The organism is Mycobacterium sp. 94-17 (assembly GCF_035617725.1).
GTDB lineage: Bacteria > Actinomycetota > Actinomycetes > Mycobacteriales > Mycobacteriaceae > Mycobacterium.
Genome location: NZ_JAPIYN010000020.1, coordinates 1 through 13,566, shown reverse-complemented (window position 1 = coordinate 13,566; position 13,566 = coordinate 1). Strand labels below are relative to the sequence as shown.

10 protein-coding genes and 1 tRNA gene are annotated in these 13,566 nt (G+C 65.0%); 5 read left to right on the top strand and 6 right to left on the bottom strand.

Annotated elements, in window-relative coordinates; genetic code table 11:
• Positions 1–57 precede the first annotated feature (57 nt).
• Both OQ789_RS20315 and OQ789_RS20310 read left to right on the top strand, forming a co-directional pair.
• A complete protein-coding gene (locus OQ789_RS20315; RefSeq protein ID WP_324687932.1) occupies positions 58–1,473 on the top strand; it encodes an MFS transporter in 1,416 nt (471 codons plus the stop codon).
• Positions 1,474–1,500: 27 nt separating this feature from the next.
• On the top strand, positions 1,501–3,009 hold the full coding sequence (locus OQ789_RS20310; RefSeq protein ID WP_324687931.1) for an MFS transporter: 1,509 nt from the start codon (positions 1,501–1,503) through the stop codon (positions 3,007–3,009).
• Here OQ789_RS20310 and OQ789_RS20305 read toward each other — a convergent pair.
• Together OQ789_RS20305 and OQ789_RS20300 are read right to left on the bottom strand one after the other, a co-directional pair.
• Entirely contained in the window at positions 2,930–4,204 is a 1,275-nt protein-coding gene (locus OQ789_RS20305; RefSeq protein ID WP_324687930.1) for a fatty acid desaturase, read from the bottom strand. The genes OQ789_RS20310 and OQ789_RS20305 overlap by 80 nt on opposite strands.
• Positions 4,205–4,485: 281 nt before the next feature.
• Positions 4,486–5,376, bottom strand: a complete 891-nt coding sequence (locus OQ789_RS20300) for a TPM domain-containing protein (protein WP_324687929.1) — start codon at positions 5,374–5,376, stop codon at positions 4,486–4,488.
• Between the two features lie 207 nt (positions 5,377–5,583).
• Here OQ789_RS20300 and OQ789_RS20295 point away from each other — a divergent pair, with 207 nt between their 5' ends.
• Positions 5,584–6,990 (top strand): aldehyde dehydrogenase family protein, encoded by a 1,407-nt coding sequence (locus tag OQ789_RS20295; protein ID WP_324687928.1) that lies wholly within the window; start codon positions 5,584–5,586, stop codon positions 6,988–6,990.
• A 171-nt stretch (positions 6,991–7,161) separates the two neighbouring features.
• A tRNA-Cys gene (locus tag OQ789_RS20290) sits at positions 7,162–7,235 on the top strand.
• Between the two features lie 26 nt (positions 7,236–7,261).
• Here the strand turns inward: OQ789_RS20290 and OQ789_RS20285 are convergent.
• The 3 genes from OQ789_RS20285 to OQ789_RS20275 all read right to left on the bottom strand — a co-directional run bounded on the left by OQ789_RS20285 (position 7,262) and on the right by OQ789_RS20275 (position 10,630).
• Entirely contained in the window at positions 7,262–7,660 is a 399-nt protein-coding gene (locus OQ789_RS20285) for a YchJ family protein (protein WP_324687927.1), read from the bottom strand.
• 61 nt (positions 7,661–7,721) lie between these two features.
• A complete protein-coding gene (locus tag OQ789_RS20280; protein ID WP_324687926.1) occupies positions 7,722–8,825 on the bottom strand; it encodes a hypothetical protein in 1,104 nt (367 codons plus the stop codon).
• Between the two features lie 431 nt (positions 8,826–9,256).
• On the bottom strand, positions 9,257–10,630 hold the full coding sequence (locus tag OQ789_RS20275) for a hypothetical protein (protein WP_324687924.1): 1,374 nt from the start codon (positions 10,628–10,630) through the stop codon (positions 9,257–9,259).
• A gap of 327 nt (positions 10,631–10,957) precedes the next feature.
• Here OQ789_RS20275 and OQ789_RS20270 point away from each other — a divergent pair, with 327 nt between their 5' ends.
• On the top strand, positions 10,958–11,710 hold the full coding sequence (locus tag OQ789_RS20270) for a TylF/MycF/NovP-related O-methyltransferase (protein WP_324687922.1): 753 nt from the start codon (positions 10,958–10,960) through the stop codon (positions 11,708–11,710).
• A 7-nt stretch (positions 11,711–11,717) separates the two neighbouring features.
• Here the strand turns inward: OQ789_RS20270 and OQ789_RS20265 are convergent.
• Positions 11,718–13,566: thioester reductase domain-containing protein (locus tag OQ789_RS20265; RefSeq protein ID WP_324687921.1), on the bottom strand; the 1,849-nt coding region annotated here is incomplete at its 5' end.

Sequence of the window (13,566 nt, the reverse complement as noted above, 5' to 3'; positions counted from 1 at the left end):
GTTACAAAGTGGCGCATTTGCCACTGATCCAACGATTCCCAGCCTTATCGTCAAATCGTGAACTCGGAGGTACCCCGGATGCACCCGCGCTGGATAATTGCGGCAATCTCCACGGCGTTGTTTTGCGTGCAGATCGATTACTTCGCCATGAATCTCGCGCTGCCCCGAATGGCGTCGGACCTTGGCAGCAGCACAACCGACCTACAGTGGGTGATCAGCATCTACATGCTCGCCTTGGGCGCGTTCATGGCGCCCGCGGGCCGCATCGGGGACATCTTCGGGCGGCGCCGCACGCTGCTCGTCGGAATCGCGCTGTTCGGAGTCGCGTCGGTGTTTTGCGCCACCGCGCCGTCGGCACCGATCGTCATCGCCTTCCGCGCGGTACAGGGACTCGGCGCCGCCCTGATCTTCCCGGTGTCCGTGAGCGTCCTGACCAATACCCTGCCAGCCGAGAAGTCTGGTCGCGCAATCGGACTGGCGTATGGCATCGCCGGTTTGGGTAACGCGGCGGGCCCGCTTGTGGGCGGCTTGCTGACCCAGACGCTCGGATGGCGCTCGGTGTTCTGGATGCTGGTGCCCCTGTCGGTGGTCTCGATCGTCATCGGCATGAGGACGATTCCGGAGACGTCGGACGAAACCGCGCCCCGGCGAGTCGATCTGAGCGGTCTGGCATTGATCACGGTGGGCATCGGGTTGTTCACCTTCGCCTTCGACCGCGCGCCGGCGTGGGGATGGCTGTCGGCTCGCGTTCTGGCGATATTCCTCGCCTCGGTGGCACTTTTGGCAACGTTCGTCGTGATCGAGACGAGGGTGCGCAGCCCCCTGATCGACCTGTCGCTGCTGCGCAATCCGCGCTTCAGCCTGTTGGTGGTCGCCGGAACAGTCGCCAACATCGCGTACGTGGTGACGGTGTTCCTGGCCACGATGAACCTGCAACAGGTGCGTGGATTGGATCCGATGATGGCGGGGCTGGCCTTCCTCGGCCCGTCGGTGGGTGCGGCGCTGGGCGGTCCGATCTCGGGACGCCTGGCATCGCGTAATGCGCCCTTCGCCGTGATGGGTGTCGGGTGCACCGCGGCCGCGGTGTCGCTCGGTGTCTTGGCCGCCTCCGACAACTTCGCTGTCTATCTCGCCGCCCTAACGGCCTGCGGCTTCACCATGGGCCTGGTCTACGCGTTCACCACGGTCGCGACCCAGGCGGCGGTGGCACCCGAGCGGGCCGGGGAAGCCGCGGGTGTCACATTGACATCCCTCGTGACGCTCGCCGGCGTCGGTGTGGCGGTGTCGAGCAGTGGCCTGGAGGTGCTGCAGCACCACGGCCTCAGCACCGGTCACGGCATCAAGGTCATCCTCGCGGCGGGCGCCGCCCTACTGCTTCCCGCAGGCCTGGCCGTGCTCGCCATCGCGCGCCGCAAGGAGCGCGTGGGCAAGCCGGATCCTGCTGTCCAAGAACATATTTCAAACCCATACTGAGATCCATGCCAGAGGAAAGTGATCGTGATGAGTGAAAGCCTGCTCGCGAAGGCGACCGAAGACAATGGGACTGGTCCGCTGTCGCAGGGCCGGACGGTGCTGATGGTGTCCGCCCTGGCCTTGGCCGTGATGTCGTTCATGCTCAACGCCACCATGCTCGGCCCGGCGATCCGCGACATCAACACCCATCTCGGGCCGCACGCCTACGCGTCGATGTCCGCCTATTTCTACCTCGCGGGAGCGATCGCCAATGTGGTGCTGATCCGGTGGAGCGACTTCATCGGCCGCAAGCGGGTCCTGATCGGGTTCCTGCTCTTGGTCTGCATCGGGACCTTCATGTGCATCGCGGGCACGACGCTGCCGGTGGTGATCGTCGGTCGAATCCTGCAGGGGTGCGCCAATATTACTTACGGCCTCGCCTTCCTGATCATGCGTGAACGCCTCAGCGGGCCGGCATTCGGCATCTGCTGCGGCGTGATCTCGGCGATCAATGCCGGGGTGGCGGGCGCCGACGCGTTGCTCGCCGGTTTCATGGTCGACCGTTTCGGATATCGCTCCATCTTCGTTTTGACGTTGGCGGTCGGCGCCGTCGCCGTCGCGCTCTGCGCGCTGGCGGTCCCCGCGGACGAGCCGGGCCGCAAGAGCTCGGGCCGGATGGACTGGGCGGGAGCCGCCCTGATCGCTGTGACGGTCGCCGGGCTCAATCTGTACGTCTCCAACGGCGACCATATGGGCTGGGCCTCGCCCCTCATGCTCGGGTGTATCGCCACGACCATCGCCGCATTGGTGGGGCTCGTGCTGGTCGAGAAACGAGTGGCGACACCACTGATCCACATCGATCAGATGGCCTCGCGCTACGCGTGGCCGTTGATTGCCGTGACCATCCTGGTTTTCGGGTCGTTCATGGTGGTGCTCAGCTATATCGTCCCGTCGCTCGCAGAGAACGACCGCAGTGGCTTTGCGACCAGCGGGACGCTGACGGCGTTGTTGTTCATCACTCCCGGGGCGCTGGCCTCACTGGTCACGGGCCCACTGGCCGGGCGCCTGGCCGCCAAGATCGGCTTCGTCACCGTGTTGCGGTTGGGGCTGATCGCCGCGGTGATTGTCACCGCGCTGCTCGCGGTCTTCACGCAGGACAAGGCGATGGTCATCGTTCTGATGGCGGTGTTCGGCATCACGCTGGGCGTTGCGCTGACGCCGCTGAGCGGGCTGGGCGTGCTTCAGGCGCCCGAGGATGAGCCGGGGTCCCTGCCCGGGATCGCCAATGCCTCCTACGGAATCGGTGGTTCGCTCGGATTTGCTTGGGCCGGAACGGTTGTCGGATCGGGAACCGAAGCGAGCTACCACTCCGGATTGTGGGTGTGCGTCGGCATCGGTATCGTCGCCGTCGCGGCGAGCCTGATCCTGAAGCCGCGGGCCGCGGCATCGCCCGCCGACTCAGCCGACCGCATCCCGGCTAGCGGGCCGAGATCCAAGCCGACCGTGGAGGGTGGTTCGCACTCCGCCGTTGACGCACCGCCGCGATCGCTGTCTTGAGCCCGCGGCGCCGGCCTGTCGTCTTGTCGGTGGCGAGGCAACCGGGCCCGAGTTGAGCGAACATCCGCTCGCTGCGGGTCTCCGGCGCGTCGTCGGCGTTGTCCCGCAAGTATTTGTCCGGTAGCGAGAGTTTGGCGATGGTGCGCCACGTCTTGCCGTACTGGAACAGGAACGAGCCGGTGGTGTAGGGCAGGTCATACTTGTCGCACAACGCGCGGACCCGCACCGAGACCTCGTGCAGCCGGTTGCTCGGCAGGTCGGGGAACAGGTGGTGTTCGATCTGGTGGCACAGGTTACCGCTCATGAACCGCAGCAGTGGTCCGGACTCAAAATTGGCGCTGCCCAACATCTGTCGCAGATACCACTGCCCCCTGGTTTCGGCGTCCATGTCGGCCTGGGTGAATTTCTCTGCGCCGTCGGGGAAATGGCCACAGAAGATCACCGCGTTGGCCCAGACGTTGCGAATCACGTTGGCCAGCGCGTTGGCCTTCAGGGTCGACTTGAAGGTTGCCGCCGGCGACACGGACGTGAGGGCCGGCAACACGACGTAGTCCTTGAACACCTGTCGTCCGGCCTTGACCGAGAATTCGCGCGTGCGCTGCGCTGCGATGTCGCGTTCGGGGCCGGTCTGCGCGAGCTTCTCCAAATCGACGGTCTGCAAACCGATCCCCCACTCGAACCCGAGCGCAAGCAGGGCGTTGTACAGTACGTTGCCGATGTTGAAGAGCTCCCAGGGCTGGTCGCGGGTGACCCGCAGGATGAAGTAGCCCACATCGTCGTCCATGCCGAGGACGTTGGTGAATTTATGGTGCGCAACGTTGTGTGCGGCAATCCAGTGCTTCGACGCCGCACTCATGTCCCACTCCCAATTCGTGGAGTGGATCTCGGGATCGTTCATCCAGTTCCACTGGCCGTGCATGACGTTGTGGCCGATCTCCATGTTCTCGATGATCTTGGCCAGACCGAGGGTCACGGTGCCCGCCCACCATGCCGACCGTCTCGAACTGCCGGCGAGCATGAGCCGGCCCGCCACCTCGAGAGCACGTTGCGCGGCGATGGTGCGGCGGATGTAGCGGGCGTCGCGCTCGCCGAGCGATTCCTCGACGTCTCGCCGGATCGCATCCAGCTCGGCGCCCAGATTTTCGATGTCGGCGTCGGTCAGGTGGGCGAACGCCGAAACGTCAGTGATCGCCATGGGTTCCCCCTCAGGTCTTGGCCAGGACGCCGATCCGCCTTGCCTCAAACGGGAAGCGAAGCCACTCCCTCGTTGGGTTCAACGCGGCCAACGACCCTGCGGGTTCCTTCGGCCCGGCAGACTTAGGTGATTCTTATGTCCGCAGGCTGGCCCAGATCGCTTGTGCATCAACAGGGTTCGCTGAGTAGTGGCGTTAGCTCGATCAGATGAGCGGCGGCTCTGTACACAATAAGCGGCAGCTTAGTGATTGAGGCGACAACCCAGACGGTGTGTCCGCGGGCTCATCGCTTGGATCCGGTACCTCGTGGCCGCGGCGTGCGGTGCGCTTTGAGGACGTCGGCATTCGCCAGCGATTGCGCCTGAGCCGCCAACGTCGATGCCCTGTTGGCATACGCGACCGCGTCGACGTCGTTGCCGGTTTCCGCGCCGTGCGCCGCTGACAAATGTTGTCTGGCCTCCCCGAGCCGCGCCTGGGCTTCGCTGCCGATAGTGGAGCCATACCTGGCGACGTAGTCGGAGACTTGACGCACTCTGGCCTCCGCGGTGGACAAGGCCCGCTGCGCCGAATGCTCGTCCCCGGCACTGGTTGTCTGGCCACGTTTGGCGCGCCGGCGGCGACGCGCGCGCCACAGCGCGAAAAGCACCGCGACGACAACCACGGCCGCGATGGCGCCGATCGCGATCGGCAGCCAGTTCCGCTTGGGCGGGGTTGCCGATTTGCTCAACCCGTCGGCCGCCGCGACCGCGGCACTGCTCCAGTCTCTGGCGCCCACCGCCGGCTCGATTTGTCCGCTTTGCAAGCTGTTCAAATCTCCCGCGGAGAGCGCTTTCGGAGGCGGAGAGAACGCGTACGCCTTAGTGTTTGTGGCCACGGCCAACAGCGCGTCGCGGTTGCCCATTCCGCTGGCACTGCGGGTCCGGTCGGCCCAGTTCTCCGGTTTGAACCTGGAGAAATTGTCGACGTAGACCACCCACAGTTGGATGCGCCGAGCGTTGTAAAGCCGGTCGATTGCCGAACTGACCACCGCCCGACTGGAAACCGTCAACGCCCCGGTGTTGTCGGTGATGTGATCGGTGAGCTTGGTTGGCTGTTGCGCGCCGGCTGGGCCGGCCCACAGCAGCGCTGCAAAAAGCATTGTCAGGACGACGCCGAACAGGCGAGAAACCCGCATACGGGTAATCTAGCCGCCAATTCATGCCGGCGCGGGCGGGGATTCGAACCGGCGCGCGCCCCTCGCCGATAAACCCGTTGACCAGCGGAATCTACCCGCATGCGACGCCGCAAATGACATCGTTGCGCACTGGACACCCTCTGGTTAAGCGCGTAACCTCTGTCGCGCGTGACAGCGTTTCCCGCGAGTGAAGGGCTTTGACGAACATTGAGTAACACCATTGCGGTCTTCAACCCGTCCACCGAGGAGCAGATCGCGGAGGTCCCCGATTCCGACCAGACGGCCGTCGACGCGGCGGTCGCGCGGGCACGCGAGACCTTCGAGTCGGGCGTGTGGCGCAAGGCGCCCGCGTCGCACCGCGCGAACGTGCTGTTCCGCGCCGCCCGCATCATCGAAGAGCGCAAAGACGAACTGGCCGCACTCGAAGCCCAAGACAACGGCATGAACCTCACGGCCGCGGGCCACATCATCCCCGTGTCGGTGGACATGCTGAAGTACTACGCCGGCTGGGTCGGCAAGATCCACGGCGAGTCGGCCAATCTCGTCTCCGACGGCCTGCTCGGCACCTGGGAGACCTACCACATCTTCACCCAGCTCGAGCCGGTCGGCGTCGTCGGCCTCATCATCCCTTGGAACGGGCCGTTTTTCGTCGCGATGCTCAAGGTCGCGCCCGCTTTGGCGGCGGGGTGCAGCGCGGTCCTGAAACCCGCGGAGGAGACACCGCTCACCGCGCTGAAGTTAGAGGAGATCTTCCGCGACGCGGGCCTGCCCGACGGCGTCCTCAACGTCATCACCGGCTACGGCGAGACCACGGGCGCCGCACTCACCGCGCACCCGGACGTCGACAAGATCTCGTTCACCGGTTCGACGGAGGTCGGGCGGCTGATCGTCAAGGCGGCCGCAGGAAACCTCAAGCGGCTCACACTCGAACTCGGCGGCAAGTCGCCGCTGATCATGTTCGACGACGCCAACCTCGACAAGGCGATCATGGGGGCCGGCATGGGTCTGCTCGCCGGCTCGGGCCAGAACTGCTCCTGCACCTCGCGGATGTATGTGCAGCGCGGCATCTACGACCAGGTGGTCGAGGGACTCGCCGGGTTCGCGCAGATGCTGCCGATGGGCGGTAGCGACGATCCCGATTCCGTGCTGGGACCACTCATCAGCGACAAGCAGCGCAAGCGGGTGCAAGGGATCGTCAACGACGGCGTGGCCGGCGGCGCGAAAGTGATCACCGGCGGCAAGCCGATGGACCGCAAGGGTTACTTCTACGAGGCGACGATCGTCACCAACACCACGCCCGACATGCGGCTGATCAAGGAAGAGATATTCGGGCCGGTCGGCTGTGTGATCCCGTTCGACGACGAGGACGAGGTGATAGCCGCGGCGAACGACACGCACTACGGGCTGGCCGGTTCCATTTGGACCGAGAACCTGTCTCGCGCCCACCGGATGGTGAATGAGCTTCGCGCAGGCCAGATTTGGGTGAACTCCTCATTGGCGGCCGACCCGTCGATGCCGATCAGCGGACACAAGCAGTCGGGTTGGGGCGGCGAGCGGGGCCGCAAGGGCATCGAGGCGTACTTCAACACCAAGGCCGTCTACATCGGCCTGTGATCGCGGGGTCGCACGCGGCTTCGTCGGGCGCGGGCGTACGGCAGGGCGGAAATCGGCTCGGTGGATTCATCCTGGCATTACGCGTGGGTGGGGCGGTGCCGGTTACCGAAATGATCTGGCCGAGTTTAAGACTGGGTCATGGCTACGTGCGCTGGCATGGTTGCGATTTGTGCGGGTGTGGCTGAGTGGCTAGGCAGCGGCCTGCAAAGCCGTATACACGGGTTCAAATCCCGTCACTCGCTCCAAGCGGGCGCGCCTGCGTGAGAGGCCGCTACGGATCTTCGACGACAGCGCCGAGGTAGAACCATCGACCGGCGCGGCGCTCGAAGCGACTGCGCTCATGCAGGCTGCCCGCGCCGCCCGCGGCCTGGTAGCGGGCGGTGAATTCGACTTCTCCGGAATCATCGCCCGGCCCGCCAGCCCGGATGTCGAGCACCCGTAAGCCGGTCCAGACGGTCTGCGGGTCAACGGCCACGTCGGCCGGGCGGGTGCGCGGGTGCCACGTGCGGAACAAATAGTCGGCGTCACCAAGGGCGAACGCGGAATACCGCGATCGCATCAATTCCTCGGCCGTCCGGGCCTGTGACCCACCCTCGTGCAACGGCCCACAACAGGCGCGATAGGCCTTGTCGCTGCCGCACGGGCACGGCGGCCCGCGGAGTTCCTTCACATCAAGAGCCTGACAGACCCCTTGGGCGACTCACCGATCAATCGGCTCGGCGCGGCGAGAGCTATCCCCCGGCCTTGCCGGTAAGGCAACTGTGCGCGATCAGTAGCAGATTGAGCGTCTTCTTGTCTGCATCTTTCTTCCACTTGCCGAGGATCTGGGTGACCATCGGGTCATAGTCCTGCTGCTGCTTCTTTGGATCCTTTGGATCGAAACCCCAGTACCGCAACGTGATTCCACCGACTAACTGCGCAGCCAAGTTCTGCATCACGTAGACGACTTTCGGATCGTTCTTGAAGTCCCCGGTACCGATCGGGCCGGTATTGATTGTGGTGCCCGGCTTGATGTCCTTGGCCAGCGTGAAGGACGCAACGAACGTATTGAACATGTCCTCCATGGTGTTGAGCGCGAATTGCTGTGTCTGCGAACCGTCGACCTTCTCCACCGCGACCGCCAGCACATTCAAGTGCTGGTTGGGGTTTTGGGGTTGGGTGGTCTTCTTGATCTGGTCCAGCGTCATCGTCTCCCACCCGTCTTTATAAAGTCCTCCACCGAGCTCGATCGAACGGTTGACCTTCGTCAGGACCAGCGGAGTCGGATTGCTGCCCAACACGCCCGGCTTGCCTTGAGAGCGGGTGTAGTAGCCGATGGCCGCCGCATCCGCGAGTTGGGGCATCGTCAGAGCCATGGTTTCTTCCTGCACCATCCCATTGCCGAAGACACCGCCGCCGAGTTCATGGTTGGCGAAATCGACCCATAGTTCGTCGTTGCGGTAGTCATAGTGGCCACGGGCTTCGGGAATCAAGTTGACCGTGTTGTTGCCCTTGAAATCGTCAGAGAAATACTTCGGGAAATAGGCGGGGTCCGACTCCTTCTTTGAAGTGTCGAACCGATAGTCTCCCGGGTACTTCAGGCCCGATAGCGCTGTTTCGCTCGTGAAAGGCTGCGGCAGTAAGTCGGCCAAGGCGGCGTTGAGGATCCAGGCCTTCTTCGCGGGCTTCTGCTCCTTTGATTTGTCGTTCTTCGCTTCGTTTTCGAGTTCTGTGATCTTGGCCTTGAGGGGGCCCGGGAACGGGATGGTGAACGCCGCCGTGCTCTGGCCGGCGCCCGGGTCTGCCAGCGAGCAACCAGGCGGTCCGAACAACGTCGCCGCGGCAAGCACCGCCACTCCCGATCCAACGGCCAAGGCCGACACAAGAAACCGTCTACCAAGTCTTGGCGACTCCATTGCTACTCCTTGCTCGTCGTGGCGATGATGTGTGTGCCGGCAGCGTCTGCGCATACTCCACCGCCGTGGGACACACCGGGCGGAACGATTACGTTCCGCAACCCGCATTCCCAACGACTACCTAGGTGGAGCGCCACAGACATCGCGCGTGGCAAACGCAACGATACGGGTCCCGCGTCGGTCGCCGAGGTGATTTGAAAGATTTTCTTTCGAGACTGACAATAAAATCCTGAATCGTGTAACGCATTTGCCCGCGCCGGCATCCCGGCCATCTCAAAGATCGAATGTCGAGGCACCTAGATGGGCGGTTGCCCGGCGCTAATCGCGCCATTCATTCAGGGGCTGTGGCGAACGGTCGCCGAAATCAACATTTACGGCTTGTTACCGTGAGGGCGCCGTCTGTTTTTGGCCTCAGCCTCGAGCCGCAACCGGACCGCACGCGCCCGCGCGTCGGCGGCCCGCGCTTGAGCCTCGGCGGCTTGCGCTCCCGCCCAAACCTCGGCGGCCCGAGCTCGGGTTTCGGCGGCTTCCGCGCGCGCCCGACCCTCGGCGGCCAACGCCTCGGCCTCGGCCGCTTCCGCCCGCGCCCGCTCGCATGCGCGCGCCTCAGACGCCGTGACTTGAGTTTCGACGGATTGTGCGCGCGCCCGCCCCTCGGCGGCCAACGCTTCGGCCTCGGCCGCCTCCGCCCGCTTCCGCGCCTCGGCTGCCAACGCTTCGGCCTCGACGGCCTCCGCCCGCTTGCGCGCCGCAGCGGCGAGCGCGTCGGCCTCAGCGGCCTCCGCCCGCTTCCGCGCCTCGATGGCCAACGCCTCGGCCTCGACGGCTGCCGCCCGTGCCCGCGCCCGCACCCCCGCCTCGACGGCCAGTTTTTCCGCTTCGGCGACCTCTGCCTGCGCGTGCGCCTCCGCGGCCAGCGCTTCGGGCTCGGCGGCTTTTGCTTGATTCCGCGCTTCCGCGGCCACGGCCTGAGCCTCGGCGGCTTTGGCCTGCTTGAGCGCTTCGGCGGCCAAAGCCTGGGCCTCGGCAGCCTCCGCGCGCTTGCGCGCCTCGGCGGCCAACGCCTCGGCGGCCGCGGCTTCCGCGCGCGCCCGTTCCCGCAGCCGCGCCTCCGCGGCCAGCGCCTCTGCCTCGGCGACCTCCGCGTGCGCCCGCGCCTCGGCAGCCACCGCCTCGGGTTCGGCGGCCAGCGCTTCGGCAGCGGCGGCTTCTTCTTGCGCCCGCGCCTCGGCCGCCAGTGCTTCAACTTCCGCGGCGAGTGCTTCCGCTTCGGCGGCCAAAGCCTCGGCCGCGGAGGCGTCTGCCCGCGCCCGCGCCTCGGCAGCCACCGCCTCGGCTTGGGCGGCCAGCGCTTGAGCGGCTGCCGCTTCGACCTGCGCCTCCGCCTCGGCTTGGGCCGCCGCCGCTTGCGCTGCCGCGGCTTGGGCCTGCGCCTCCGCCTCGGCCTCGGCTGCGGCGGCCAGCCGCAACGACTTCTTCGTGACCTGAATGGTTTGGTCGGCGCGCGGCTGGCGGTTTCGTATCTGAGTGCCTGCCGCTATCCGTGCCCTTTGCGCCGCTGCCTCCCTATACGGGCCGGCCAAGAAATCAATCAATACCAAAGCCGCGCCGGCCAGCAATACCAGCGGCAGGGCCAAGAACGGGCGATTGACCATCCCCCAGATGCCGGCGACCGCGAGCGGGGCCGCCAACAGCGCCGCGGCCCCCGGATACCGACTGCCCAGTTCGAGAATCGTCGCGGGCACCGCGGACGCCCGCGCGGTTAACGAAAGCCGATCCGGCCGACTAACGACGATTCTCTGAGATCCCACGATCCCTCTCCTCCACGGAGACGCTGGCACATAAACACTAATATGCGGGCGGTCGCGGCGGTAACCCAATTGCCCGTGTCTCGGCACCAATGTCGGCGCAGGCCCGGCGCCGCGATGGCGCGCTCGGGAGACGCCCTCGAGCGCTGCGGTGCGCAGGACCATCCGGTGTCGCCGGAATCCGCACGATTCCGTCGTGAATCGTGTGCCAAGGCTCTACGCTGCGGGTTGACCTGCTGCGTCATCCGGCGAGGAGGTGGGCGCATGGAACCGTCGATGACGTCAGATCATTCGCAGAGCACCGGATTCGACTGGGCTCGACTGGTGAAGATGCCCACCGTGAGCGAAGACTGGTTCACGGGGAATCAAATTCTTAACTTCTATCCGATGGACAAAGACTATCGAAATTCACCCGCGGCACGGGCGATGGTAGCCGAACACTTCGAAAATGCCAAGGCCCTGAACACCGATGCTGCCCTGCTCAAATTCGGATCTGATCATGTGACCCTGCGGGGCGCATTTTTGGAGATGGGCGTGTGTACGGGAAAAACTATCAATTTCGTAGCCGCGCTCAATCCGGAGGAACGCATCTGGGGATTCGATTCGTTTGACGGGCTGCCCGAACAATGGACCCGCACCGATATCACCGCACCGGAAGGAACTTTCCGGGTCAATGCCGAGGGATGGACGCCACCGGTCCTCCACAATGTAACCCTGGTCAAAGGCATGTTCCACGAAACGCTGCCATGGTTCAAAGAACAAGTCTTGAAGTCCACTCCGATCGCTTTCCTGCATGTCGATTGCGACATTTACGCGTCCACGAAAGAGATCTTCGACCAGTTGGGCGAGAACATCGTGTCGGGAACCGTAATCGTATTTGACGAGTTCTATAATTACCCGGGAGCCGAATGTCACGAGTTCAAAGCATTCCAGGAATTTCTGGACCGCTCCGGGAAGAAGCCTGTCTACCTCGCCTATAATCAATACTTCGAGCAAGCGGTTGCCCAGATTGCCTGAATAAGACTCAGAGCATTCCGAGCAGCCGCAAGTCGGTCACATATTTGACGATGATCTCCGCCGAGATGCGCGGGATGTCATTGTCCGGGCCTATTTTGGCGTCTCGCACCGCGGCACGGAATCGGTCGACCGGCGCCAAGGACCCGTGCATCGGCTCTCCGGGCTGTAGGTCATCGGAATTGCGCAACGCCAACATCTGCAGCACCGACGACTGGCGCTGTCGATCCGGCAGGGCGCGCAGGGCGGTCTCAAATCGATGCACCCACTGCGCAAAGTCTTCGATGCGCTCGATCGGGTAACCGGCCTCGATCACCCAGTCGACATACTCGTCGACCCCGATGCCGTCGTCGTGCGGGTTCATCACGTGGTAGGTCTCGAACCCGTCGACAACCTGCGCGCCCAGTGTGGCGATCGCCTCGGCAACGAAATCCACTGGCAGTGCGTCGAAGTGCGCGCGCTGCCGGTTGCCCTGGGCGTCGAGCTGGTAGAACGAGACAGGCGCAACACCGGCAGCCACCACGCTGAGCACCGCCCGGGTGAACATATCTGACACGTTGAGCTGGCCCGCATAGCGGGTCTCGACCATGATCCTGTCGCAGCGAAACACCGTTACCGGCAGCCCACACAGGTCATTGGCCTCGCGCAGCAACACCTCGCCCGCCCATTTGCTGTTGCCGTATCCGTTGGAGGCGCCGCCGTCATTGGCGCGGGTGGGGCTGATGAGGCGAATGTCGCCATGTTCGGTGAACGCCGACGGCTCGATCTGGTCGCCCACGTTGGCAGTCGACACGTATGCATAGGGCTTCAGCTTCGTCGTCATCGCCATGCGGATCAGCTCGGCGGTGCCCACCACATTGGGCCCGAACAACTCGCTGTAGGGCAGGATGCCGTTGACCAGGGCCGCGGAATCGACAATCAGATCGACGGTGCCGGCCAGCCGCTGCCACGTCTGGTCGTCGAGGCCGAGGTTGGGCTCGGCCTTATCGCCGGCGATGACCCGCAGATGATCGGCGGCGAGCTCGCGGAAGTGCGTTAGCAGCTGCGGGTCGCCGCTGTCGAAGCCCTTGTCCAACCGTTGTCGAGCGTCCTCGTCGGAGCCGGCGCGAACCAGGCAGATCAGCGTGCCATCGACCAGCTCCAGCCGCTCCAGCCACTCCAGGACCAGGTAACGCCCCAGGAAACCCGTCGCCCCGGTCAGCAGGACGGTGCGCACCTCAGCGCTCGGGCCCGGCAAGCTCGGTGCGGTGGCCAGCGTGGGAGCGTCAATGAATTTGTCGAGCGTGAGGTCACGAGCATGCACCTCGGCGGCGTCACGGCCGTGCACCTTTGCGAAGGTGTCCGCGCCGGCATGTTTGCCCACCTGCCGGCTCAGGCTTCTTACGGTCGGCGCATCGAATATTGCGCGCACCGCGAGGGCGGCGTCCAGTGCGGAATTGGCCGCGGCGATGACGCGCATCGCCGAGAGTGAGTCGCCGCCGAGGTCGAAGAAGGAGTCGTCGATCCCGACGCGGTCGAGTGCGAGGGTTTGGGCGTAGATGCCGGCGAGGACTTCTTCGATGGCGTTGGTGGGGGCGCGGTAGCTGTCGCGGGTGTAGTCGGGTGCGGGTAGGGCGCGTTTGTCGAGTTTGCCGTTGGGGGTCAGGGGCAGGGTGTCGAGGACGACGATCGCGGCGGGGACCATGTAGGCGGGTAGCTGCTCGGCGAGTCGGGCGCGGAGGTGGTCGGGTGCTGCGCTGCCGGTGACATAACCGACCAGGCGGGTGTCGCCGGGCCGGTCTTCGCGGGCGACCACCACCGCCTGGGTGACACCCTGCAGCCCGGCCAGTGCGGCCTGGACCTCACCGAGCTCGATGCGA

Bases quoted from the DNA above. Each gene is read 5' to 3' on its own strand.
- OQ789_RS20310 (WP_324687931.1), top strand. From the start codon at position 1,501: ATGAGTGAAAGCCTGCTCGCGAAGGCGACCGAAGACAATGGGACTGGT.
- OQ789_RS20305 (WP_324687930.1), bottom strand. From the start codon at position 4,204: ATGGCGATCACTGACGTTTCGGCGTTCGCCCACCTGACCGACGCCGAC.
- OQ789_RS20300 (WP_324687929.1), bottom strand. From the start codon at position 5,376: ATGCGGGTTTCTCGCCTGTTCGGCGTCGTCCTGACAATGCTTTTTGCA.
- OQ789_RS20270 (WP_324687922.1), top strand. From the start codon at position 10,958: ATGGAACCGTCGATGACGTCAGATCATTCGCAGAGCACCGGATTCGAC.